Origin of the sequence: Sinomonas sp. P10A9, from assembly GCF_041022165.1 — a bacterium.
GTDB lineage: Bacteria > Actinomycetota > Actinomycetes > Actinomycetales > Micrococcaceae > Sinomonas > Sinomonas puerhi.
The window spans coordinates 3,277,832-3,298,642 of record NZ_CP163302.1; the positions used below are offsets into that span (position 1 = coordinate 3,277,832).

General features: G+C 68.1%; 22 protein-coding genes. 14 read left to right on the top strand and 8 right to left on the bottom strand.

Annotated elements, in window-relative coordinates:
• Positions 1-7 precede the first annotated feature (7 nt).
• Positions 8-445 carry a VOC family protein gene (locus tag AB5L97_RS15025; RefSeq protein WP_307958844.1) on the top strand — a complete coding sequence of 146 codons (438 nt, stop codon included), beginning with the start codon at positions 8-10 and terminating at the stop codon, positions 443-445.
• Positions 446-536: 91 nt separating this feature from the next.
• Entirely contained in the window at positions 537-1,172 is a 636-nt protein-coding gene (locus tag AB5L97_RS15030) for a lysoplasmalogenase family protein (RefSeq protein ID WP_369045257.1), read from the top strand.
• A 10-nt stretch (positions 1,173-1,182) separates the two neighbouring features.
• On the opposite strand, the gene AB5L97_RS15035 is transcribed toward AB5L97_RS15030, so the two are convergent.
• Positions 1,183-2,136, bottom strand: coding sequence for an L-lactate dehydrogenase (locus AB5L97_RS15035; RefSeq protein ID WP_369045258.1), 954 nt, complete (start codon positions 2,134-2,136; stop codon positions 1,183-1,185).
• Between the two features lie 62 nt (positions 2,137-2,198).
• On the opposite strand from AB5L97_RS15035, the gene AB5L97_RS15040 reads away from it, so the two are divergent.
• The 4 genes from AB5L97_RS15040 (at position 2,199) to AB5L97_RS15055 (ending at position 7,337) form a co-directional block, all read left to right on the top strand.
• Positions 2,199-3,170 (top strand): 1,4-dihydroxy-2-naphthoyl-CoA synthase, encoded by a 972-nt coding sequence (locus AB5L97_RS15040; RefSeq protein WP_369045259.1) that lies wholly within the window; start codon positions 2,199-2,201, stop codon positions 3,168-3,170.
• Positions 3,171-3,254: 84 nt separating this feature from the next.
• Entirely contained in the window at positions 3,255-4,463 is a 1,209-nt protein-coding gene (locus AB5L97_RS15045) for an AMP-binding protein (protein ID WP_369045260.1), read from the top strand.
• A gap of 57 nt (positions 4,464-4,520) precedes the next feature.
• Positions 4,521-5,402 carry a 1,4-dihydroxy-2-naphthoate polyprenyltransferase gene (locus AB5L97_RS15050; RefSeq protein ID WP_369045261.1) on the top strand — a complete coding sequence of 294 codons (882 nt, stop codon included), beginning with the start codon at positions 4,521-4,523 and terminating at the stop codon, positions 5,400-5,402.
• Between the two features lie 204 nt (positions 5,403-5,606).
• A complete protein-coding gene (locus AB5L97_RS15055) occupies positions 5,607-7,337 on the top strand; it encodes an HNH endonuclease signature motif containing protein (protein WP_369045262.1) in 1,731 nt (576 codons plus the stop codon).
• A 129-nt stretch (positions 7,338-7,466) separates the two neighbouring features.
• Here AB5L97_RS15055 and AB5L97_RS15060 read toward each other — a convergent pair whose 3' ends face one another.
• Entirely contained in the window at positions 7,467-7,946 is a 480-nt protein-coding gene (locus AB5L97_RS15060) for a DUF4229 domain-containing protein (RefSeq protein WP_369045264.1), read from the bottom strand.
• A 25-nt stretch (positions 7,947-7,971) separates the two neighbouring features.
• Here AB5L97_RS15060 and AB5L97_RS15065 point away from each other — a divergent pair, with 25 nt between their 5' ends.
• Positions 7,972-8,235 carry a PLDc N-terminal domain-containing protein gene (locus AB5L97_RS15065; protein ID WP_307958852.1) on the top strand — a complete coding sequence of 88 codons (264 nt, stop codon included), beginning with the start codon at positions 7,972-7,974 and terminating at the stop codon, positions 8,233-8,235.
• Between the two features lie 45 nt (positions 8,236-8,280).
• On the opposite strand, the gene AB5L97_RS15070 is transcribed toward AB5L97_RS15065, so the two are convergent.
• Positions 8,281-9,594 carry an ABC transporter substrate-binding protein gene (locus AB5L97_RS15070; protein WP_369045265.1) on the bottom strand — a complete coding sequence of 438 codons (1,314 nt, stop codon included), beginning with the start codon at positions 9,592-9,594 and terminating at the stop codon, positions 8,281-8,283.
• 254 nt (positions 9,595-9,848) lie between these two features.
• On the opposite strand from AB5L97_RS15070, the gene AB5L97_RS15075 reads away from it, so the two are divergent.
• The 3 genes from AB5L97_RS15075 (at position 9,849) to AB5L97_RS15085 (ending at position 12,408) form a co-directional block, all read left to right on the top strand.
• Positions 9,849-10,814, top strand: coding sequence for a carbohydrate ABC transporter permease (locus AB5L97_RS15075; RefSeq protein WP_369045266.1), 966 nt, complete (start codon positions 9,849-9,851; stop codon positions 10,812-10,814).
• Positions 10,804-11,826, top strand: coding sequence for a carbohydrate ABC transporter permease (locus tag AB5L97_RS15080; protein WP_307958855.1), 1,023 nt, complete (start codon positions 10,804-10,806; stop codon positions 11,824-11,826). Before AB5L97_RS15075 ends, AB5L97_RS15080 begins: the two co-directional genes overlap by 11 nt.
• A gap of 159 nt (positions 11,827-11,985) precedes the next feature.
• Complete coding sequence (locus tag AB5L97_RS15085; RefSeq protein WP_369045267.1) at positions 11,986-12,408, top strand: hypothetical protein; 423 nt, start codon at positions 11,986-11,988, stop codon at positions 12,406-12,408.
• Positions 12,409-12,545: 137 nt separating this feature from the next.
• Here the strand turns inward: AB5L97_RS15085 and ccsB are convergent, their stop codons facing one another.
• From ccsB to AB5L97_RS15110, 5 genes are read right to left on the bottom strand one after another with little or no spacing between them, the layout of a single operon-like run.
• On the bottom strand, positions 12,546-13,682 hold the full coding sequence (gene ccsB, locus AB5L97_RS15090) for a c-type cytochrome biogenesis protein CcsB (RefSeq protein WP_369045268.1): 1,137 nt from the start codon (positions 13,680-13,682) through the stop codon (positions 12,546-12,548).
• Positions 13,682-15,433, bottom strand: coding sequence for a cytochrome c biogenesis protein ResB (gene resB, locus AB5L97_RS15095; RefSeq protein ID WP_423246793.1), 1,752 nt, complete (start codon positions 15,431-15,433; stop codon positions 13,682-13,684). Before resB ends, ccsB begins: the two co-directional genes overlap by 1 nt.
• On the bottom strand, positions 15,433-16,182 hold the full coding sequence (locus tag AB5L97_RS15100) for a cytochrome c biogenesis CcdA family protein (protein ID WP_369045269.1): 750 nt from the start codon (positions 16,180-16,182) through the stop codon (positions 15,433-15,435). The genes resB and AB5L97_RS15100 overlap by 1 nt, the downstream gene beginning before the upstream one ends.
• Position 16,183: 1 nt before the next feature.
• Positions 16,184-16,810, bottom strand: a complete 627-nt coding sequence (locus tag AB5L97_RS15105; protein ID WP_369045270.1) for a TlpA family protein disulfide reductase — start codon at positions 16,808-16,810, stop codon at positions 16,184-16,186.
• Entirely contained in the window at positions 16,811-17,479 is a 669-nt protein-coding gene (locus AB5L97_RS15110) for a histidine phosphatase family protein (protein WP_307958860.1), read from the bottom strand.
• 244 nt (positions 17,480-17,723) lie between these two features.
• On the opposite strand from AB5L97_RS15110, the gene AB5L97_RS15115 reads away from it, so the two are divergent.
• From AB5L97_RS15115 to AB5L97_RS15130, 4 genes are all read left to right on the top strand, one after another.
• Positions 17,724-18,272: a YceI family protein gene (locus tag AB5L97_RS15115; protein WP_307958861.1), complete on the top strand. Its 549-nt coding sequence runs from the start codon at positions 17,724-17,726 to the stop codon at positions 18,270-18,272.
• Positions 18,273-18,533: 261 nt separating this feature from the next.
• Entirely contained in the window at positions 18,534-19,094 is a 561-nt protein-coding gene (locus AB5L97_RS15120) for a hypothetical protein (protein WP_369045271.1), read from the top strand.
• Positions 19,091-20,020 carry a hypothetical protein gene (locus AB5L97_RS15125; RefSeq protein ID WP_369045272.1) on the top strand — a complete coding sequence of 310 codons (930 nt, stop codon included), beginning with the start codon at positions 19,091-19,093 and terminating at the stop codon, positions 20,018-20,020. The genes AB5L97_RS15120 and AB5L97_RS15125 overlap by 4 nt, the downstream gene beginning before the upstream one ends.
• Before the next feature lie 196 nt (positions 20,021-20,216).
• Complete coding sequence (locus AB5L97_RS15130) at positions 20,217-20,750, top strand: hypothetical protein (protein WP_369045273.1); 534 nt, start codon at positions 20,217-20,219, stop codon at positions 20,748-20,750.
• Positions 20,751-20,811 lie beyond the last annotated feature (61 nt).

Consider the following 20,811-nt stretch of genomic DNA (forward strand, 5'->3'; position numbering starts at 1 on the left):
GGGGCGCATGGCATACAGATTCCAAGTGGTTATCGACAGCCGCGACCCGCACGCGCAGGCCGACTGGTGGGCGGAAACGATGGGCTGGGTCGTCGAGCCGAGCGACGAGGCGTTCATCCGGCGCATGGTCTCCGAGGGCTTCGCGACGGAGGCCGAGACCACCACCCACCAGGGCGTGCTCGTGTGGGCCAGCGCCCAGGCGATCTGCCCGCCGGACCAGGTCGGACAGAAGGAGCGCCAGCGGTTCCTGTTCCAGACCGTCCCGGAGGGCAAGACGGTCAAGAACCGCGTGCACTGGGACGTCCGTCTCGACGGCGATGACAAGGACGAGATCCGCACCGCGCTCGAGTCCCGCGGCGCAACGTTCCTCTGGGAAGGCCGTGAGGGCCCTCACGGGTGGTACACCATGGCAGATCCGGAGGGCAACGAGTTCTGCATCTCGTGAGTCGCGTTGGTTGAGGCATCGCGGTCGGGCGACGGCGAGCGCGCGGGAAACCCCGGTAGGCTCACCATGTGCGCATCCCGGGTAGCTCGCCGTGACGCCGCTCGTGTGGGTGCTCGCCGGCGCTGCCGCCCTCGCCTCGCTCGTCGACTGGCGGGCGACGGCGCGCGGTGCCGACCGGGTCCGGCACCGCACCAAGCCGGCACCGATGGTGCTGCTGATCGGCGCCGCTGCCGCGGTCCAGCCGTGGCACGGATGGACCCAGGTGCTGCTCCTCGCGGCGTTCGCCGCCTCACTCGCAGGCGATGTCCTCCTGCTCCCGGGCCGCCCGCTAGGCCCCGGACTCGCCGCGTTCCTGGGGGCCCACGTGGCCTTCGTCGCCGCGTTCGTCACGCAGGCATCATCCGTGGCGGGGACGCTGTTCGCCGCCGCGATGCTCGTCGTCGTGCTGCCGCTCGCGGCTCCCCCGCTGCTGCGCGCGGTCAGACGCCAGAGCCCGGGGCTGAGCATCCCGGTCGGGACCTACATCGCAGCGCTGGCCGCCCTCGCGCTCACCGCAGGAACCACCGGCTCACCGTGGGCGCTCGGCGGCGCTGCCCTCTTCCTCGCCTCTGACCTGCTGCTCGGCTGGCGCGCATTCGTCGGGCCGGTATTGAAGGAATGGCACGTCATGGCGACGTACCACGTGGCGCAATTCGCGTTCCTCGTCTGGCTCGCTGGCCTTTCCTAGGGCTCGGTCCTCAGTACCCCAGCGACTGAACCGAGGCCCGCAGCGCATCGGCCGACCGCGCGAGCCGCGCCAGCTCACCGTCGTCCATCGGAACCTCGAGGACGCGGCGCACGCCGCCGGCCCCCACCACAGACGGCAGGCTCAGCGCGACGCCGTCGATCCCGTACTGCCCCGACAGGACGGTCGAGACGGGCAGCACGGCGTCCTCGCGCCCGAGCACCGCCTCGACGATACGCGCAGTCGAGAGCCCGATCGCGTAGTTCGTGGCGCCCTTGCCCTCGATCACGCGGTAGGCGGCGGTGCGGACCTCGTGGGCAAGAGCCTCGAGGGACTCGGGGGTGAAGGCCCTCGAACCATCCGCGTCGACCCAGTCCTGCAGCGGGACGCCGCCGATCGTCGCGCACGTCCACAGCGGGAACTCGGTGTCGCCGTGCTCGCCCACAATGTAGGCGTGCACGCTCGAGCGGGACACCCCGACGTGCTCGCCCAGGAGCCACCGCAGCCGCGAGGTGTCCAGCACGGTTCCGGAGGCGAAGACGCGGCCCGCGGGCAGCGCCGTGATGCGCTGCGCAATCACCGTGAGCACGTCGCACGGGTTGGTGACGAGGACATATACAGCATCCGGGGACTGCTCGAGGAGCCGCGGCAGGAGGCCTTCGAGGATGCGCGCGTTGGTGCCCGCGAGCTCGAGGCGCGTCTGGCCGGGCTTCTGCTTGGCGCCGGCTGTGATCACGACGACGTCGGCGCCCGCTGTGAGCGCGACGTCGGTCCCTCCCGTGATGCTCGCGGCCCCGGTGAACTGGGTGCCGTGGGCGAGATCCAAGACCTCGGCCTCGACTTTGGACGCGTCGATGTCGTACAGAACCACCTCGCGCGCGGAGGCTCGGATGAGCGCCGCATAGGCGGCCGAGCTCCCCACTGCGCCAGCGCCGACCACCACGAGCTTGCCCGTCTGAGCTGCCATGGGGACAGCGTAGCGCCCGGGAGTCGACTCGCCTCAACCACCCCCGACTAGACTCTTCTCACGTGACCCCCTCTGCCCCGACCGAGCCCCCCGTCCTGCCCGAGAATGTCTCCGACACGTTCGACCCGACACGCTGGCGCGTCGTCGAGGGCTTCGACTTCGAAGACCTCACATACCACCGGCAGGTCGAGCGGGACGAGCGCGGCGGCGTCGTGCGCGACCTGCCCACGGTGCGGATCGCCTTCAACCGACCCGAGGTGCGCAATGCGTTCCGTCCCGGCACGGTCGATGAGCTGTACCGCGCGATGGACCACGCCCGCATGACACCGGACGTCGCAACCGTGCTGCTGACAGGCAACGGCCCCTCCCCCAAGGACGGCGGCCACGCGTTCTGCTCGGGCGGCGACCAGCGGATCCGCGGCCGTGAGGGCTACAAGTACGCCTCGGGTGCGACCGCCGAGACCATTGACCCCGCGCGCGCGGGCCGGCTCCACATCCTCGAGGTGCAGCGGCTCATGCGGACCATGCCCAAGGTGGTCATCGCCGTCGTGAACGGGTGGGCAGCGGGCGGCGGTCACTCGCTGCACGTCGTCTCGGACCTGACCATCGCGAGCCGCGAGCACGGACGGTTCAAGCAGACGGACGCGACCGTCGGCTCGTTCGACGCCGGCTACGGCTCGGCGCTGCTGGCCCGCCAGATCGGGCAGAAGAACGCCCGCGCCATCTTCTTCCTGGCCCGCGAGTACTCGGCCGAGGACATGGTCGCGATGGGCGCAGTCAACGAGGCCGTGGACCACGCCCGCCTCGAGGAGGTCGCGCTCGAGTACGCGGCCGACATCGCGCGCCAGTCGCCGCAGGCGATCCGCATGCTCAAGTTCGCGTTCAACCTCGCCGACGACGGCCTCGCGGGCCAGCAGGTGTTCGCTGGCGAGGCGACGCGGCTTGCCTACATGACGGACGAGGCCGTCGAGGGCCGCGACGCGTTCCTCCAGAAGCGGGATCCTGACTGGAGCCCGTTCCCGTACTACTTCTGACCCCGCAAGCCCGAGACGTGACCCCACAACGTTGAGACGTGACCCCACAAGCTTGAGACCTGACCCCGCAACGAGAGGCGCACCGTGAACCTGGATCCAGTGCTCAAGGCACTCGCCGCCGCGCTGGCGGGCGAGGGCCCTGCCGTCGAGTTCGGCCCCGCCGGGGGCGAGAACAGCGGCCGCCCGCGGGACCTCCGGGCCCAGGCGCACGACGGCGCGTGGCGGCTGTGGCGCCGATCGGAAAGCGCCGCGGCACTCCCCGAGGGGACGGCAGTAGTGGTGCGCACGTCGGGGTCGACGGGGGCGCCGAAGGCCACAGCGCTCACGGTCGACGCCCTCGCGGCGTCCTCGATGGCCACCGCGATTGCGCTCAAGGGCGAGGGCCAGTGGCTCCTCGCGCTCCCGCTCGAGTACGTAGCGGGCGTTCAGGTGCTGGTCCGGTCGCTGTTCGCGGGCACGCGGCCGTGGGCCATGGACCTCTCCGGAGGGTTCACTCCGGAAGCGTTCGCGGACGCCGCAGAGCAGCTCACGGACCCGGTCCGGTTCACGTCGCTCGTCCCGACCCAGCTGCGCCGCCTCCTCGACGACGACTCCCCGCGCGTGCAGATCGCGCTCGCGCGGTTCACGGCGATCCTGCTCGGCGGGGCGCCCATCCCGCCCGGGCTCCTGGACCGCGCGCGGGCGGCCGGTGTGCGGGTCGTCACCACATACGGCTCGGCCGAGACATGCGGCGGGTGTGTGTACGACGGCGAGCCGCTCGAGGGCGTCGAGGTCGAGCTCGTGGACGGCCGGGTGTGGCTCGGCGGCGACGTTGTCGCGGCCGGCTACGTGGGCGACCCTGAGCGCACGGCCGAGCATTTCCGCACCGACGAGGACGGCCAACGCTGGTATGTGAGCTCGGACGTGGGCGAGATCGCCACGGACGGCCGACTGCGGATCCTGGGCCGCGCGGACGACGTAGTGATCACGGGCGGCGTGAAGGCCTCCGCCGCGCGGGTGGCCGCGGAGCTCGAGTCGCTGCCGGGGGTCCTCGAGTCGTTCGTGGCAGGCGTGGATGACCCCGAATGGGGGCAGGCGCTCGCGGCGGCCGTGGTCCTCACGCCGCCGGACGCGCCCGAAGCAGGCCAGCCCGAGGCGACACTCGCCGCAGTGCGGGAGGCCGCCGTCGTGCGCCTCGGCAGGCTCGCCCCGAAGACCTGGCTCGTCCTCGAGGCCCTCCCCCACCTGCCCAACGGCAAGCCCGACCGGCGCGCGCTCACCGACCTTCTGCGGGCGCGGCACGCTGGCACGTAAGCCGCCCCGGAACGCCCAACCACCTACCCACCTAGCTAGCCCCAGAGGAACAACCACGTGGCCACAACCGCCCAATGGATCTCCGGCTCGCGGCCGCGCACCCTGCCGATGGCCGTCGCGCCCGTCGTGATCGGCAGCGCCGCCGCGTTCGGACTCGGCGCATTCAAGCCCGTGAACGCCCTTCTCGCGGCGCTCGTGGCACTGGCGCTGCAGGTGGGCGTGAACTACGCGAACGACTATTCGGACGGCATCCGCGGCACCGACGACGACCGTGTGGGCCCCTTCCGGCTCACCGGCTCGAAGGCCGCGCAGCCCGCAGCGGTCAAGCGCGCAGCGTTCCTGGCGTTCGGCGTCGCCATGCTGTTCGGCCTGTTCCTCGTGGTGCTCTCCCAGGCGTGGTGGCTGCTTCTCGTGGGGGCAGGCTGCGTGGCCGCGGCCTGGGGCTACACGGGCGGCAAGCACCCGTACGGGTACATGGGCCTCGGCGACGTTTTCGTGTTCATCTTCTTTGGCCTCGTGGCCACGCTCGGCACCACGTTCACGCAGGCGGGCACGCTGAGCGCCGCTGCGTGGGTCGGGGCGATCGGGACCGGGCTCATCTCGGATGCGCTCCTCATGGCCAACAATGTCCGCGACATCCCCACGGACCGTGCGTCCGGCAAGCGGACTCTCGCCGTGCGGCTCGGGGACGCCCGCGCGAGGCGGGCCTACCTCCTGATGCTAGGGGTCGCCGTCCTCGGCCCGCTGGTGCTAGTGCCGTGGAACCCGTGGATGCTCATTGTCCTGCTGCTCGTCCCGGCATGCGTCACACCGTCCTGGATCATGCTCGGCGGCAAGAAGGGTCCCGGCCTCATCCCAGTGCTCCAGCAGACCGGTTTCATCAACCTCGGCTACGCCGCGCTGTTCACGATTGCGATCTTGCTCAGGGTGCTGCTCTAGCACTAGCTGTCGCACGACGGCGCGCCCCACCTATCGCGGGAGGGTCACCCGTCGCGGGAGTGTCGCCCGTCTCGGGAGGGTCGCCCGTCTCGGGCCCTGTTGGCGTCGAGCGTTCGGAGCCCGCGGCCGGGAGCCTCGGTGGAGGCTGAAATACTCACCCCCGGTTGCGCGAGAAATGTCGGAACCCTCTACTAGGGTCGTCCTATGAGCATCGAACACGAGTTCGACGATGGATTCACGGGGTCGGGAGAAGCACTCCCGTGGTGGCTGGCGGGCGAACTCGACAATGTGCTGCAGGCCGAGGAGGACGTCGCTGCTGCGGGCGGACCCGTTGAGCCCGAGCCGTGGATGGTCAAGGCGTGGGAGCTCAGCGACGATCCTTCGACGCGCCCCGTCAGGCCGCCGCGTCCCGACGACGAGCTCCTGGCCATCATCGCCGCCGACCTCCGCGCCGCGGCGGTCGCCGACCCCGATGCCTTGGTTAGCGACCTGTTCATCGACGGCGAGCTCCCCTCCCCCGCCGCCATCGTGGCCGAAGTGGAAGCCGAGGCCGCTGGGCTGCTGGTTGCCCGACTCGAGCGGCTGGACAGAGAGGATGCCTCACGGGCCGCCGAGCGGACGATGGCCCTGGCCGCCCTCGTGCGGGCCGTGGGTGGATGGCGCGACGACCCGTTCCGACGCATTGAAGCGCCGTCGATCGCGGCCTCCGAGGTGTCCGCTGCACTCAAGATCTCCGCCCGTACCGCCAAGGGCATGGTCAGCGAGGCGCTCGAGCTCTCCCGGCCGTCTTGGGCGCCGCTCGTCGCCGCGATGAGCGCTGGACGCCTGCCCCAGCGGCGCGTGCGGACCATCCTGGACGCAGCGATTCCGATCCCGAGCGCGAACCTGGGTGCGTTCGTCGCCGAGGCAGTCGATGTTGCGGCGCCGACCGATTCGCATGGCACCGCGGACCCAGACAGGATCCCGAGCCCCGGAGCACTGGGCCGGCGCCTGCGGCGTCTGGCCGAGAAGCACTCCGCCGAACCACTGGCCGCCCGCAAGGCGAAGGCACGTGAGCACCGTCGCGTTGACGTGGAGCCAGCCGGAGACGCAATGTGCTGGCTGACGGCGTACCTGCCGCTTGAGGACGCGGCGGCCATCGATTCGCGCCTTGAGAGCCTCGCCCGCTCGCTGAAGGGGCCCACCGAAGGCCGCACACTCCCTCAGCTGAGGGCCGATGTGTTCACGGATCTCCTCGGCGAGGCCACCCTGGCAGGAGAGGGATCCCTAGGAGGATTTCGCGCCCAGATCATCGCCACGATTCCAGCCGGAACGCTTGCGGGCACCTGCAACGCGGCCGCCGAGATCCTCGGATACGGGCCCATCGACCCCGATGCCGCACGACTCCTGGCCTCGCAGGCCGCCACATGGACCCGCATGTGGGTCGACCCTGGAACAGGCGCCCCGCTTGCTATCGGCCGCACTCGTTACACTCCGACTGCCGCAATGCGCAGACAGCTCGGGGTGAGGGACATGGTGTGCCGGTTTCCTGGCTGCGACAAGCCGGCTTCTGCGACGGAGGCAGACCACACCACGTCATGGGCCAGCGGCGGCGAGACGAGCACTGACAATCTGGCGCTCCTCTGCCCCGAACACCATCGGCTGAAGAGCGAGGGATATTGGTCGGCGCGCCAGATAGGGCGGCCCCAAGACGCCGCGGCGGCGGAACGGTTTACACGCACGGACGAGCCCGCGGCTCAACCCCACAGCATCGCGGACACGCGGGGACGCAGTGCCCGCGCGGCAGACTCCCACGCCACGGAACCCGAAGGCGCCGACTCCAGAGGGGCGCCATCCCGCCCACCCGCACCACCGCCCGGGACCATCGAATGGATCTCTCCCACGGGGCGCCGATACATCACCTACCCCGAGGGAGACCCGCCGCCGCCCTTCTAGATCACGGTTGCCGGGCTCACAGACGGGTCTGCGCTCCAACTCACCGCTTGGGCGACGACCCCGGGTGGGCATCGTTGGGCACCCCGGCAACGGGCCCCTCGACCGACTCCCTACCGTCGGCGCTCCAACTCACAGTTTGGGCGACGATCCCGGGTCGGCATCGTTGGGCTCGCCGCTAACGTGCCCCTCGACCGACTCCCCACCGTCGGCGCCATTGGCAGTGCGCTCACCCGAAGCAACAATCCGCTCTGCCGAAGCAGCAGTGCGCTCACCCGAAGCAGTGCGCTCACCCGAAGTGCTGCCTGCGCTCGCATCCGTGGGCCCCTGAGCGTCGCCCGCCTGACCACGCTGGGCGTCGTCGAAGGCGTCCTCAACCTCGGCGTCGTTCAGCTCCTGCTTGGTGCGGACCTCCTTGCGGCCGCTGAACACATCCCGCACCTCGCCCGCCGCTGCGTTGCGCTGACGGTTCAGAAACAGGAAGTTAACCGCGAAGGCGAAGATGACAGCGAAGATCGCCGAGAGGATGGCGCCGATCCCGATGACCATGAAGACTGCGAACGGAACAACAAACAGGACGGTACGGATCAGGAAGTACTTGAGGGATGCCACTGGACGAGTTTACTAAAATGGCCCTATGGTCCGCGTTCTTCCTTGGCTCATCGTTCTCGTCGCCTGGCTGTATGGCATGGTCGACTGCGCCCTGAGCGACCGGAACGGTGTCCGCGGCGGGATCTCGAAGACAGTCTGGTTCCTCATCGCCGTGCTGCCCGCCGTCGGCACCGCGCTCTGGTTCATCTACGGCCGTCCGCGCGGCACGACGCCGCCACGCACCGGGAGCGACAAGGGTCGCCGTCCGGTGGCACCGGACGACGACCCTGACTTCCTGCGCGGCCTCTGAACCGCCACAGTCCCCAACGATCGCGGGTTCCAGGCCGCTGGGCCGCTATTTCTTGGCGTTCTTGATGAGCGTGTCGGCGTCATTCTTGAACGCCGCTGCCGAGGCCTGAGCGTCCGCCCGGCCGAAGAGCACGTCCGTCACGCGGCGGCCAAGGGCGTCGGCGACCTTGCTCGTGCCCACCGGCGGAACGGCCGGCGCCGACCCTACCTCGGGCTTGATCGCAGTAAGGAATCCGAGCGCCGTCTTATCCGTCGGGGTGAGGAGCGGTTTGATCGCGTCCTGCACCTTCTGCGACGTCGAGAATCCCCGCTCAGTGGTGATCACCTTGGCCACGTCCGTGCTGTTGACGAGATAGTCGATGAACGTTGCAGCCTCTGCCGGGTGCTTCGAGCGTGACGATGCCGACCAGTACATCGAGGGCTTGTAGAACAGCCCGTTATCCTTCGAACTGCCGTCCTGACTCGGGACGCGGAGAAGCTTGATGTCGCTGCCCGTGGCCTTGGCGAGGGCCCCTAGCTGGTTGGTCCACCAGAACGACATGCCTGTCTTGTTGGTCGCCGCGAGCGTCTGCTCGACAGCAGCGCCGATATCCTCCTGCGCGACGCTAGCCGGCGGGGCCGCCTTGGCATCGAGCAACTTCTTCTGGAAGGCCATGAAGGAGGCGACGCCGTCCACCGTGAAGCCAGTCTGGCCGTCGTTCGTGTAAAGGGACTCCCCACGCTGCCGCAGCCACATGCTCAGATTCTGGTCCGTGATGCCGTACGAGGCGCCATAGTTGGTTGCCCCGCCCTGCGAGGCCCCAGCGCCAAGGGCCTTCGCGGTGGCGAGGTAGTCGTCCCAAGTCCATGTGGCGTCGTTTGGGAGCGGGACCCCTGCCGCTTGGAAGACCTTGACGTTGGCGAAGATCGCGAGCGCGTTCTGGCCGGTGCTGACCCCGTAGAGCTTGCCCCCGTATTGGCCGGCCGCGAGCGTGTTCGCATCGAAGGACGATGTGTCGAGTTCCTTCTGCTTCGTGAGGTCGAGGAGCGCCCCCCGCCCGCCGTACTCCGCGATATAGGCCAGATCCATCTGGATGACGTCCGGGGCATCATTGGCAGCCGTCTGGGTTGCGAGCTTGTCCCAATAGCCTGACCAGACGCCGGGCTCCGCCTGGATCTTGATATTGGGGTGGGCTGCCTGGAACGCGTCGATGACTTGTTGCGTCTGCTTGTTGCGCACGTCGTTGCCCCACCACGTGAAGCGGAGAGTGACGGATCCGTCGGCGTTCTTGCCGCCGCCAGTGCCGCAACCAGCGAGGAGACCCACAGCCGCCGTGCCGGCGAAGAGCTTGAGTGCTGTGCGTCGCGTCAGAGTCGTCATCGTCTCTCCAAGGTGAAGTGGATGGTTGTCCGAGAAATCGGTTTCTGATTTACTGAGTATGCCCAAGGTCACACCCGTCGTCAAGGACTAAGGAAAACGCATTCCACCTGTAATGGCAAGGCCTTGACTCCCCAGCTAGACCGGAACTATCTTGCGTGAAAGCGCATTCCGACCAGAGGAGGTCACACCGTGTCCAACCCGCATGCGACACCAGCGCTCCAGCCCGGCGCTCCTGCTATGAATCGGTTCATACCATGAGCGCCCTCGCCGAGCTCGGAAACCTCGGCAAGAGCTCCGCGGCACGCCCCACCAAGGGCGCTCCCAACGGACACCGGCCCAAGGCCACCCGGCCCAAGGACAACAGGGCCGCCTTCATCTTCCTCGCACCGTGGATCTTGGGCCTGATAGCCATCACGGTCGGCCCGATGCTCGTCTCGCTCTATCTTTCCTTCACGGACTACAACCTCATCCAGGACCCGAACTGGATCGGGCTGGACAACTTCACCCGCATGTTCGGCGACGAGCGGTTCTGGAACTCCCTCGGCGTGACCCTCACGTACGTCATCGTCGGCGTCCCGCTCCAGCTCGGCCTCGCGCTCATTGTGGCCCTCGCCTTGGACAAGGGCCTCAAGGGGCTCGCCTTCTACCGCTCGGTGTTCTACCTGCCCTCCCTGCTCGGCTCGTCCGTGGCGGTGGCCATCCTGTGGAAGCAGATGTTCGGCACCTCCGGCCTCGTCAACCAGCTCCTGGCCGTCTTCGGTATCCACGGCCCGGGCTGGATCTCCGATCCGAGCACCGCGCTGGGCAGCATCATCCTGCTCCACGTCTGGACTTTCGGCTCCCCCATGATCATCTTCCTCGCGGGGCTGCGGCAGATCCCCACGATGTACTACGAAGCGGCCGCCGTCGACGGTGCCGGCCGGATCACCCGCTTCCTCAAGATCACCCTGCCGCTGCTGAGCCCGATCATCTTCTTCAACCTCGTCCTGCAGATCATCGGCGCTTTCCAGTCGTTCACGCAGGCCTTCATCGTCTCCGGCGGCACCGGCGGCCCGAGCGACTCGACGATGTTCTTCACGCTCTACCTGTACCAGCGCGGCTTCGGCCAGTTCGACATGGGCTACGCCTCCGCCATGGCCTGGGTCCTGGTGATCATCGTCGGAGCCTTCACTGCAATCAACTTCTACGCATCGAAATTCTGGGTGTTCTATGACGACTGAAGCAGCCCCTCACAGCAACGTCCCGAGCGCCGCCACAGCGCACCGCACGGGCGCCGCGCCGGGCGCCCCACGCGCCGTCGTGCGCCCCGTCCCGCCCAGCAACGACGCGGGCCAGGGCAGCAACGGCGACGCCCCGCCAGCCCGCAGGCGCCGGCTTCCCCGAGGAGACCTGGCCCTCAGCCCGCGCCAACGGGTCAAGAGCCTCCTGAAACACGTGGTGCTGATCGCGGCAGCGATCGTGATGATCTACCCGCTGCTGTGGATGCTCGTCTCCTCGTTCCGCCCGAGCGACGACGTCTTCCGCGCCCCTGGCCTGTGGCTGGCCGAGGCGCACCCCGAGAACTACGCCAACGGCTGGAACGCCCTCAGCTCCCCCTTCGGGACCTACCTGCTCAACTCCACGATCGTCGTCCTTGGCGCGATCATCGGCAATCTCGTCTCGTGCTCGATGGCCGCCTACGCCTTCGCGCGGCTGGACTTCTCGGGCAAGAAGTGGATGTTCGCGGCGATGCTCATCACGATCATGCTGCCCATCCACGTGATCATAGTGCCGCAGTACATCCTGTTCTCGCAGATCGGCTGGATCAATACGTTCTGGCCGCTCATCGTGCCCAAGCTCCTGGCCACCGACGCGTTCTTCGTCTTCCTGATGGTCCAGTTCATCCGCGGCATCCCCCGCGAGCTCGACGAGGCTGCCAGAATCGACGGCGCGGGCCACCCCCGTATCTTCCTGCGCGTGATCCTTCCCCTCATGACCCCTGCGCTGGCCACCACGACGATCTTCACGTTCATCTGGACTTGGAGCGACTTCTTCAGCCAGCTGATCTACCTCACCTCCCCGGACGTCTTCACCGTCCCCGTGGCGCTTCGCGCCTTCGTCGATGCCCAGTCCAGCACCGACTGGGGCTCGATGTTCGCCATGTCGGTCGTTTCCCTCCTGCCCGTCTTCATCGCCTTCCTCATCGGCCAGAAGTTCCTCGTCAAGGGCATCGCAACCACCGGCATCAAGTAGACGGGCAACACGTAGACGGCAACACGCAGAGGGCAACAAGGAGGGAGTCCCGGCAGGACGTTCGGCACTGTGGTCACCATGCTGTCCTCCCGACCATGGGTAGTGACCGACGAAGCCCGGCCAAAGGCACGCGGTCTACTATCTGGAAGGAGAAGAGAGATGCCGAAGGTATCAAAATCAAGTGCGTCGTCGCACTTGGTCGTCCCCGGTCTCACAGAATCCCACGGAGAAGACATCAACGGCTGGAACGTCTCGCTGGCGGCCGACGACAAGGACCTCGATCTGGCGCCGCTCTTCAAGGGAGCGCCGAACAACCTGTGCCGAGCGTCTCACCTCGGTTACGTCATCAAGGGGAAGTTCGGTGTCCGGAAGGCGGACGGAACCGAGGAGATCTACGAGGCCGGAGACGCATTCGTCATCGAGCCAGGCCACACCCCACTCTCGTTCGCGGGAGGAGAATACGTGGCTTTCACCTCCAGCGAGGATGCGAAGTGGCAGGCGGCCGTCATGATGCCGAACATGCCTCAGTTCGCCAAGGACCAGGGAGTCGAACTCCCGGAGGATCTGGCCATGCCGTCGTAGCACTCAGCACAACACGCATCTCGACGTTGACTCGAAAGGCCCGGTCCCATCGCGTGGTGGGACCGGGCCTTTCTCGTGCATCGGGGCGCCCAGCTTCCGGCAGTGGCTCTCGGGAGGCGGCCGCCAGCAAGAGGGTGTCAGCCCGCGCTGACCCCGCCGTAGGAGTGGAGGCCCGAGAAGTACACGTTGACGATCGTGAAGTTGAAGAGCACGCAGAGGTAGCCGACGATCGAGAGCCACGCGGCACGCGCGCCGGTCCAGCCGCGGGTGGCCCGGGCGTGCAGGTAGGCCGCGTAGACCACCCAGATCACGAAGCTCCAGACTTCCTTCGTGTCCCAGCCCCAGAAGCGACCCCACGCTTTCTCGGCCCAGATCGCGCCGAACATCACGGTGAGGGTCCACCCGACGAACGCGATCGTGTTGATCCGGTAGGAGAGGGCCTCGAGCGTCATGGAGCCGGGAACGAGCCGCATGAATCCGCCGGTGTCGAGCCCGCCTGCGGCGATCTTCGCCTCACGGCGGCTCTGGATCAGCTGGAGGACGGCCATCGAGAACGTGAGGGTGAACAGCGCCGAGGACATCACGGCGATGGACACGTGGATCACGAGCCAGTAGCTCTGCAGGGCCGGGACGAGGTGCCCCACGGGGATGTAGAACGCCACTGCGGCTGCCACCATCATGACCACCGCGAGGCCGAGCACGAACGTGCCGAGGAACCGCAGGTCGCGGCGGATGAGGACTAAGAGGAAGACGGCAACCACGAGGAGGGCACCGGTCGTGCAGAACTCGTACATGTTGCCCCACGGGACGCGGCCAGCGGCGATCCCACGGGTGACGACGCCCGCGGCGTGGATCACGAGGCCCAAGATGCTCAACGAGACGCCCACGCGGGCGGCCTTGCGCCGCGAGCGGTACTTCAGGTCGGCGTCGGCCACCTCGACAGGGGCAACCCCGCCGTTCGGGGAACCGGCACCCTTCACCGAGGACGACGGCGCGCCGCCAGCAGCGCCGTCACTGGCACCACCGCCTGTGCCACCTCCTGCGCCACCGCCCGCAGCGGACCCTACGCCAGCCAGCGCCGGCCTCTTCGCCGCCGTCTCGGCCTGCGTAACCACGGCCTTCTGCCCGGCCAACAGGGCTGCGTCGCGCTGGGCGACCTTGCCGCTGGTGGCCATGTCCCACGCGAAGGCGAGGAACGCGACCACGTAGGTGCCTGCGGCAAGCAGCATGAACAGCTCGCTGTACGCGCCGAGCGTGAAATTGATGGTGGGCATCAGGCGTCCTTCTGAGTGCTGTCTATTGCGTTCTGAGGGTTCTTAGTCTGCTCGTTCGGTCCATCGTCGGGTACCCCCCACGCCATGGCGAGGGCGGCCCGCACGGACTTCCCCTCGGCGCCGAGACCGCCGTGGTCTTCGCCGCGGGTGATCAGCCCATACTCGACCATGGTGCGCCCATCCTCGTGGTTCCCCGCGCGGACCCAGAGGCGGCGGCGCGTCAGGAACAGCGAGGCAATGAGTCCGGCCAAGGAGAAGAGGGCGAAGCCGAGCGCCCATTCCTGACCGGGGTTGTGGTGGACGTCCAGCGCGACGTACCGCTTGAGTCCGTCGAAGCTGATCGATCCCTGGCCGTCCGGCAGGGTGTAGGACTGCCCCGCACCGAGGACGATGCCGCCCGCGGGCTTGTCGCGGCCGTTGACCTGGGTGAGCTTGGCGACGTCGAGCGCGTAGACGTTCTGGGGGGTGCCCTTGTCGAGTCCGAGGTTGCCGATGTACGAGTTGAGGTTCAGCTGGGCGTTGAGCGGGTCAGGGTCGGCGCTGAACGCGACGTTGTTCGCACCCTTCTCCGCCGTGGGGAGGAAGAAGCCGACGAACCCGAGCTGGCCCGGCTTCGCGTCCGGGGCCTTGATGACGATCGTCGACGTGTAGACCGCGTCGGTGGGGATCGCGGGCACCGGCCCCTGGAAGGCGATCTTCCCGTCGCCACCCCGCACCGTGACGACCGGCGCATAGCCGTTGCCGACCAGGTACACGTTGGTACCGCCGATCGAGAGCGGGTCGTTGACCTTGACATCCTGCTGCTTCTCGGGAGCGTCCGGGGAGTCCTTCGTGGTCACGTGGGCCGTGAAGTCGAGGGGTTGGCCGAACTGCTTGACGGACTCCCTGTCATAGCGGACATCGAACTTGTCGAGTCGGAACGAGTACGGGGCCAGCCAGCCCGACTGGAAGTTCGAGCCAGGGTTGAACGTGTCGTAGCCCACGAGGGTGTTGACGAAGGTCTCGCCCTCGACGAGCGTGCGCTGCCCGCTGTAGCCGAACAGCCCGCCGACCGCCACGGACACGAGCACGCCAACGAGGCCCGAGTGGAAGCACAGGTTGCCGAGCTCCTTGAGGTAGCCCTTCTCGGCCCCCACGGAGGGAAGGTCGCCCGCGGACCGCAGGTCCACACGGTAGCCGCGCTTCTTCAGGAGTGCGGCGGCCTGCACAGCGGCGTCCGACGCCGTCAGGCCGGCTTCCGCGGGCACCACGAGGGTTCCGTATACGGGCAGCCGCGAGAGGCGTGCCGGGGTGCGCGGGGGCTTGGAACGCCACGACTTCCAGTGCGCGATCGCACGCGGAACCACGCAGCCGATGAGCGAGATGAAGAGCAGCAGGTACACGGCGGAGAACCAGGCCGACGAATAGACGTCGAACATCTGGAGCTTGTCCAGGATCGGGCCGTAGTCGGCGTGGTCCTTGAGGTACTGCGTCACGATCGCGGGGTTCGCGGGCCGCTGTGGGAACAGGGAACCAGGGACGGCTGCGACGGCGAGCAGGAGAAGCAGGAAGAGCGCGGTCTTCATGCTCGTGAGCTGGGTCCATGCCCAGCGCAGCATGCCGAGCGGGCCGAGGGTGGGGAGGACCACGTCGGTGCGCTTGGCCTGCTTGCCCCTGTTGCCTGCCGCTTTCGACGCCTTCGACTGCTTCGAAGGCTTGGCAGACTTCGGGGCCTCGTGCCCGTTCTGGTTCTCAGTCTTGGTATCGGTCATCAGACAGGCAGCTCCACAGTTCCGATCCAAATCTGCACTTGGCTGATCCAATAGCTCCACACGCCGGAGACCATGAGGACTCCGACGAGGATCAGCAGCCCGCCGCCGGAGACCTGGAGGGCCCGGCGGTGCTTCTTGAAGAACGCCAGCGCTCCGAGGCCCCGGCGGATGCCCAGTGCGATGAGCAGGAACGGCACCCCGAGGCCCAGGCAGTAGACGAACGTCAGGAGGGCGCCCTTGTAGGCGGTGGGCCCGTCCGAGAAGGCGAGCACCTGCACGGCCGCGAGGGTTGGGCCGATGCACGGGACCCAGCCGAGCCCGAAGGTGATGCCCAGCAGCGGCGCGCCCCACAGGCCCGCCGGCGGGCGGGCGTGCACGCGGGCCTCACGCTGGAAGATGCCGAGCCCGCCCATGAAGACGATGCCCATGAGCACCACGACGATGCCGAGCACCCGCGTCAGCCAGCCCGAGGAGATCGCAAGCCACCGGCCCACCCCCCCGAACACCGCGCCTGTCGCCACGAACACGAGGGTGAAGCCGAGCACGAAGAGCACGATTCCCGCGACCATGCGCCCGCGCTTCTGCTTCGCGAGGTCCACGCCCGTCAGGCCCGTGACGTAGCCGAGGTAGCCGGGCACGAGCGGCAGGACGCACGGGGACAGGAACGAGACGACGCCCGCGAGCAGCGCCACGGGCAGCGCGAGCAGGAGCGAGCCGTTGAGCACCGTGTCGCTGAAGATCCCGCCCACGCTACTCGGCCGCCGCGGAGGTGATGAGGGTCTTGAGGGTGCCCCGCTCGAGCTGGCCCAGGACGCGCGAGGCCACGCGGCCCTGCTTGTCGAGCACGAGGGTGGTGGGGACGGCGCCGGGCGGGACCATCCCGGACATGGCCAGGAGAACCTGGCCGTCCTTGTCGTTGAAGCTGGGGTAGGTCAGCTTGAAGCTCTGCTCGAACGCCTCGGCGGTGCCCTGCTCGTCCCGGAGGTTGACGCCGTAGAAGACGATCCCCTGCGGCTTGAACTCCGTGTGCAGGGCCTCGAGCTCGGGGGCCTCGACGCGGCATGGGGCGCACGCCGCGAACCAGAAGTTCAGCACAGTGACGTGGCCCACAAGGTCCTTGGAACCGAGCTTCGTGCCGTCGTACAGCACTCCCGTGAAGTCCACCGGCGGCTTGCGGGTGTCCTTCGCGTACTCGGTGACCGAGCCGTCGCCGGCAACGTAGTTCTTGTTGTCCCCCGCGCGGGCCTGCTGCGCGAGGGGATCATCGGCGGCACACCCGGAGAGGGCCGCTGCGAGGCCGACGGCGCCTAGGGCACCTGCCGCGGTCAGGAGCCGACGGCGGGACAGGCCTCCGGGGGCATTGAGGGCGTCCGTCATTCAGGCCCCCGGCGTGGTGGCCGCGCCCGGAAGGAGCCGGGCGGCTGGCTCGGTGTAGCGGAGCGAGACCACAGAACCTGTCGAGGTATCGATCGTGAGGGAGGTCAGGGACGTCAGGGTGCACTCGCGCTTGCGCGGATCGTGGGCGAGCGGGCGGCCCTCGGCCTTGAGCCGGGCGGCCCAGATGGGCAGCTGGTGCGCAACGAGGATCGCCTCAGAGCCCTCTCCCCCGCGCTCGTAGGCAGTGCGTGCCGCGTCCCGCGCCGCGGCGAGCACGCGGGCAGCCTGAGCCTCGTAGGGCTCACCCCATGAGGGCCGCAGCGGATTGAGGATGTACGGCCAGTGCTTCGGCTTGAGCAGCTCGCGCGGCGTCACCTTGAGGCCCTCGAAGTGGTTCTCCGCTTCGATGATGCGCGGCTCGGTACCGACCTCGAGGCCGAGCGCCGCAGCGGTGGGCGCCGCCGTCTCCTGGGCACGAATCAGCGGCGAGGCTGCAAGCAGGACGATCCGCGCGCCGTCGTGCGCTCGCCGCGCGAAGTGCTCCGCGAGGCAGTCCGCCATCTGCCGGCCCAGCTCGGACAGGTGGAAATCCGGGAGCCGGCCGTAGAGCACGCCCGCGGGGTTGTACACCTCGCCGTGCCGCAGCAGATGAACGGTTGATGAAGGCATGACATCCAGTTTCTCAAACATGGCGGGCGGCAGGGAAATCGCGTGGACGGTGTGGGTGGAGGACCCGAGGGAGGCGACTCGGAGCAACCGCCAACCGATTCTACAGGGAGTAGAACTATCACGGACACCCTAGAGTTCCCTGTGTAAGGCTCGCCACAGCCCTTGCGTGTGCATGCATCTGCATGTTTTCATAGATATCAGCGGTTACTTGACGCTTCAATCACTTTCTAGAAGGAGATATCCCGTGACTCTGCCCCACGGCCTCACCACCGGCACCTGGACCCTCGACCCCTCGCACAGCGAGATCGGCTTCACCGTCCGCCACGCGGGCATCAGCAAGGTCCGCGGACGCTTCGCGGACGCCTCGGCAACCGTCGAGGTCGGCGCGACCCGTGACGAGACGAAGGCGACGGCAGCCATCAAGACCGCGTCCTTCGACTCGGGAGACGCGAACCGCGACGGCCACGTCAAGAGCGCCGACTTCTTCGACGTCGAGCAGTTCCCGGAAATCACCTTCACCTCCACCGCACTCGAGGCGAAGGGCGACGACTACGACCTGACCGGCGATCTCACGATCAAGGGCGTCACCAAGTCCGTCACGATCGAGACCGAGTTCAACGGCATCGCCGTGGACCCGTTCGGCAACACCCGCGCGGGTGTCTCTGGCGAGACGACGATCTCCCGCAAGGACTTCGGCCTCACGTGGAACGCTGTCCTCGAGACCGGCGGCGTGCTGGTCTCCGACAAGGTCGTCATCTCCCTCGACCTCGCGTTCATCGCGCCGCAGGCCTGACACCTGCCAGGGCGCGCACGAGCGCGTCCTACGCGGGCCCGGCCCGCTGAAATCCGGCCCCGCAGAGATCCGGCCCCGCCGCCAGTGAAGATCTGGCTGCGGGGCCGGACGCCTTTAAGCGCCGACTTCAATCGCTATCTTGACCACCAACTTTGATCAACAACTTTGATCAACAGCCCAGCGCTCATCGCCACCCGGTGTCATGTGCGAGCCTCGGTGATGACAAACCTGTGACCAGACCGCACCGATACAGTGGGCGCCATGAGCGAACCCCTCCCGTCCGCCCACGAGCCCCCAGACATCATGCGAATCTTCAGCCTCGACGGCGTTCCCGCCGAGGTGCAGTCGTCCTACTGGATCTCGGTCGTGGGCGGCTTCATCGGTGTGATCATCGGGATCGTCACGGGCATCACCTCCTTCGCCTTCCTGCACCTGCTCGGACCGATGTGGCTCATCCGGATGGTGCTCGACGTCGTGGCCGTCGCGTTCGCGTCGGCCCAGATCCTTCTGGGGGTGGCCGCTAAGCAGCGGAAGGAGTGGGCACGGCTCCAGCTCACGGCGCTTGCGGCCATAGAGGTCGCCCTGGTGGTCGGGATCGTTCTCGGCGGGGTTCCTGCCGGTTACTGGTACGGTTTCGGGCTCACGGTCGTCGCCGCGGCGCTTCTGTGGCTCCCCAGCTCGAACAGGTGGTTCGGCCGCAGATCCGCCGAAGCCGAAGCGGCACTGCTCACAGACCCTGCGCGGGAGATAGGGTGGGATCAACGCATCGGGGACGCGGAGGCGCTCCCCACCGGGCCACCTTCGACGATTGGACCCTCATGAGCACGCCTGACGTCCCTCCGAACGGCTCTGAGCAGCCGGAAGAGGGGGCGCCGACGCACCGGCCGTCCGAGCCACAGGACACGCAGGGCAGTCGTCAAGAGCCTAGCGCCCCGGCAGGACGCCCTGCCCCCCGCTACGGACAGTACGCGCCCGGGTTCGAGCCGAATGCGCAGCAGCAGCCCCCGGCCTACGGCCAACCCCAGTACGGCCAGCCCCAGTATGGGCAGCAGCCCCCCGCCTACGGCCAGCCCCAGTATGGGCAGCAGCCCCCCGCCTACGGCCAGCCCGAGTACGGGCAGCCCCAGTACGGCCAGCAGCCCCCCGCCTACGGCCAGCCCCAGTACGGCCAGCCTCCGTATGGACAGCAGCCGCCCTACTCCCCCCAGCCGCCCGCCTACGGCTACGGAGGGCCGGGCTATGGGGCCCCAAGTCCCGAGGCGCAGCAGGCGGCGGTGCGCCGGGCGTCCCTCCTGCTCTTCGTGACGGCGGCGGCAGAGGTCGTCATTGGCTTCATCGCGACTATGGCCGAGCTCAACTTGCCGGCGAGCTCACTCCGCGATGTTTTCAACCGGGCTGGCGGCGCGCAGGCGGGAATCACCTTCGAGCAGTTCCGCCAGATCATCAGCACGTTCGTGTGGGTGGCGATGAGCGGAGCGGTGGTCAACGCCATTGTCCTTGTCCTGTGCGGCGTGTTCCTCTCCCGGGGCCGCCGGTGGGCCAGGGTCCTCGGCACGGTATTCCTGTGCCTCACGATCTTGGCGTTTTTTGCCGGCGGACTGTTCTCGCTCCTCACAATGGCGCTCGCGGTCGCCTCGATGGTGATGATGTTCCGGCCAGCCGTCACGGCATTCCTGAACGCAAACAACCAGTTCGCCAACCCCTACACCCCGAAGGGACCCACCTTCGGCAATCCGTACGGCCAGTGACCCTGCGCGGTGTACGGCCAATGGAGGTGCGACAAGTGAGAGTGCGGAGCGTGTGATGAGCCAGCCGACCCCACCGCCCTATCAGCCGGGCCCCCCGTACCAGAACCAGAGCCCGCAGCAGTATGCCGCCGTGCCCCCGCAGGGTCCGTACCAGGGCCCGTGGCCTAGCCAGCTACCCGGGGGAATGTTCCCCGGAATGCCCACTACGGGCATCGTCCGGCCCGTCACCATCACCCTCGCGTTCTGGATGCTCGTGGTCAGCGCGGTCCTTCCTCTGGCGGGCATCCCGGCCGCTCTGGACTGGATGCACACGTACCTGCGCGCGGCGATCCTCGAGGCCACGGCGCCGTCGGGCAGGGCCAAGGCCTTGACCTTCATCGAGCAGTTCAACGCGACGTCCGCGCCTCTCGTGTGGATCTCGGCACTCGTCGGGATCGCAGTCAGCATCCTCATTGCCTTGGGCATCCGTGCTGGCATGAACTGGGTACGCATCCTCCTCACGGTGTTCGCGGGACTCTCACTCCTGGGCTACCTCGGCAACGCTGCCGTCGCCCTGATGGTCTCGATCCCCGGAGCCGTGATGTTCGTGCCGCCCGTGATCGTCTACGTCTTTTCCATCCTCTCGGCCGTGCTGTACATCGCGGCAACGGTGCTGACGTGGCTGCGCCCCTCGAACGAGTACGTCGCCGCGCGCCGAGCCGCGGCCCTCGGCGGCGGCTACCTCCGCTGAGGACCCGCATCGCAGGTCGGATCCTGCGCCCTCGCGCGCACGACGGCGAGCAGTCGCCTCA

Excerpts from the sequence above, each read along its gene's own strand:
- AB5L97_RS15025 (WP_307958844.1), top strand. The coding sequence starts at position 8 with ATGGCATACAGATTCCAAGTGGTTATCGACAGCCGCGACCCGCACGCG.
- AB5L97_RS15035 (WP_369045258.1), bottom strand. The coding sequence starts at position 2,136 with ATGGCAGCTCAGACGGGCAAGCTCGTGGTGGTCGGCGCTGGCGCAGTG.
- AB5L97_RS15055 (WP_369045262.1), top strand. The coding sequence starts at position 5,607 with ATGAGCATCGAACACGAGTTCGACGATGGATTCACGGGGTCGGGAGAA.
- AB5L97_RS15065 (WP_307958852.1), top strand. The coding sequence starts at position 7,972 with ATGGTCCGCGTTCTTCCTTGGCTCATCGTTCTCGTCGCCTGGCTGTAT.
- AB5L97_RS15070 (WP_369045265.1), bottom strand. The coding sequence starts at position 9,594 with ATGACGACTCTGACGCGACGCACAGCACTCAAGCTCTTCGCCGGCACG.
- AB5L97_RS15075 (WP_369045266.1), top strand. The coding sequence starts at position 9,849 with ATGAGCGCCCTCGCCGAGCTCGGAAACCTCGGCAAGAGCTCCGCGGCA.
- AB5L97_RS15080 (WP_307958855.1), top strand. The coding sequence starts at position 10,804 with ATGACGACTGAAGCAGCCCCTCACAGCAACGTCCCGAGCGCCGCCACA.
- AB5L97_RS15085 (WP_369045267.1), top strand. The coding sequence starts at position 11,986 with ATGCCGAAGGTATCAAAATCAAGTGCGTCGTCGCACTTGGTCGTCCCC.
- ccsB (WP_369045268.1), bottom strand. The coding sequence starts at position 13,682 with ATGCCCACCATCAATTTCACGCTCGGCGCGTACAGCGAGCTGTTCATG.
- resB (WP_423246793.1), bottom strand. The coding sequence starts at position 15,433 with ATGACCGATACCAAGACTGAGAACCAGAACGGGCACGAGGCCCCGAAG.
- AB5L97_RS15105 (WP_369045270.1), bottom strand. The coding sequence starts at position 16,810 with ATGACGGACGCCCTCAATGCCCCCGGAGGCCTGTCCCGCCGTCGGCTC.
- AB5L97_RS15110 (WP_307958860.1), bottom strand. The coding sequence starts at position 17,479 with ATGCCTTCATCAACCGTTCATCTGCTGCGGCACGGCGAGGTGTACAAC.
- AB5L97_RS15120 (WP_369045271.1), top strand. The coding sequence starts at position 18,534 with ATGAGCGAACCCCTCCCGTCCGCCCACGAGCCCCCAGACATCATGCGA.
- AB5L97_RS15125 (WP_369045272.1), top strand. The coding sequence starts at position 19,091 with ATGAGCACGCCTGACGTCCCTCCGAACGGCTCTGAGCAGCCGGAAGAG.
- AB5L97_RS15130 (WP_369045273.1), top strand. The coding sequence starts at position 20,217 with ATGCCCACTACGGGCATCGTCCGGCCCGTCACCATCACCCTCGCGTTC.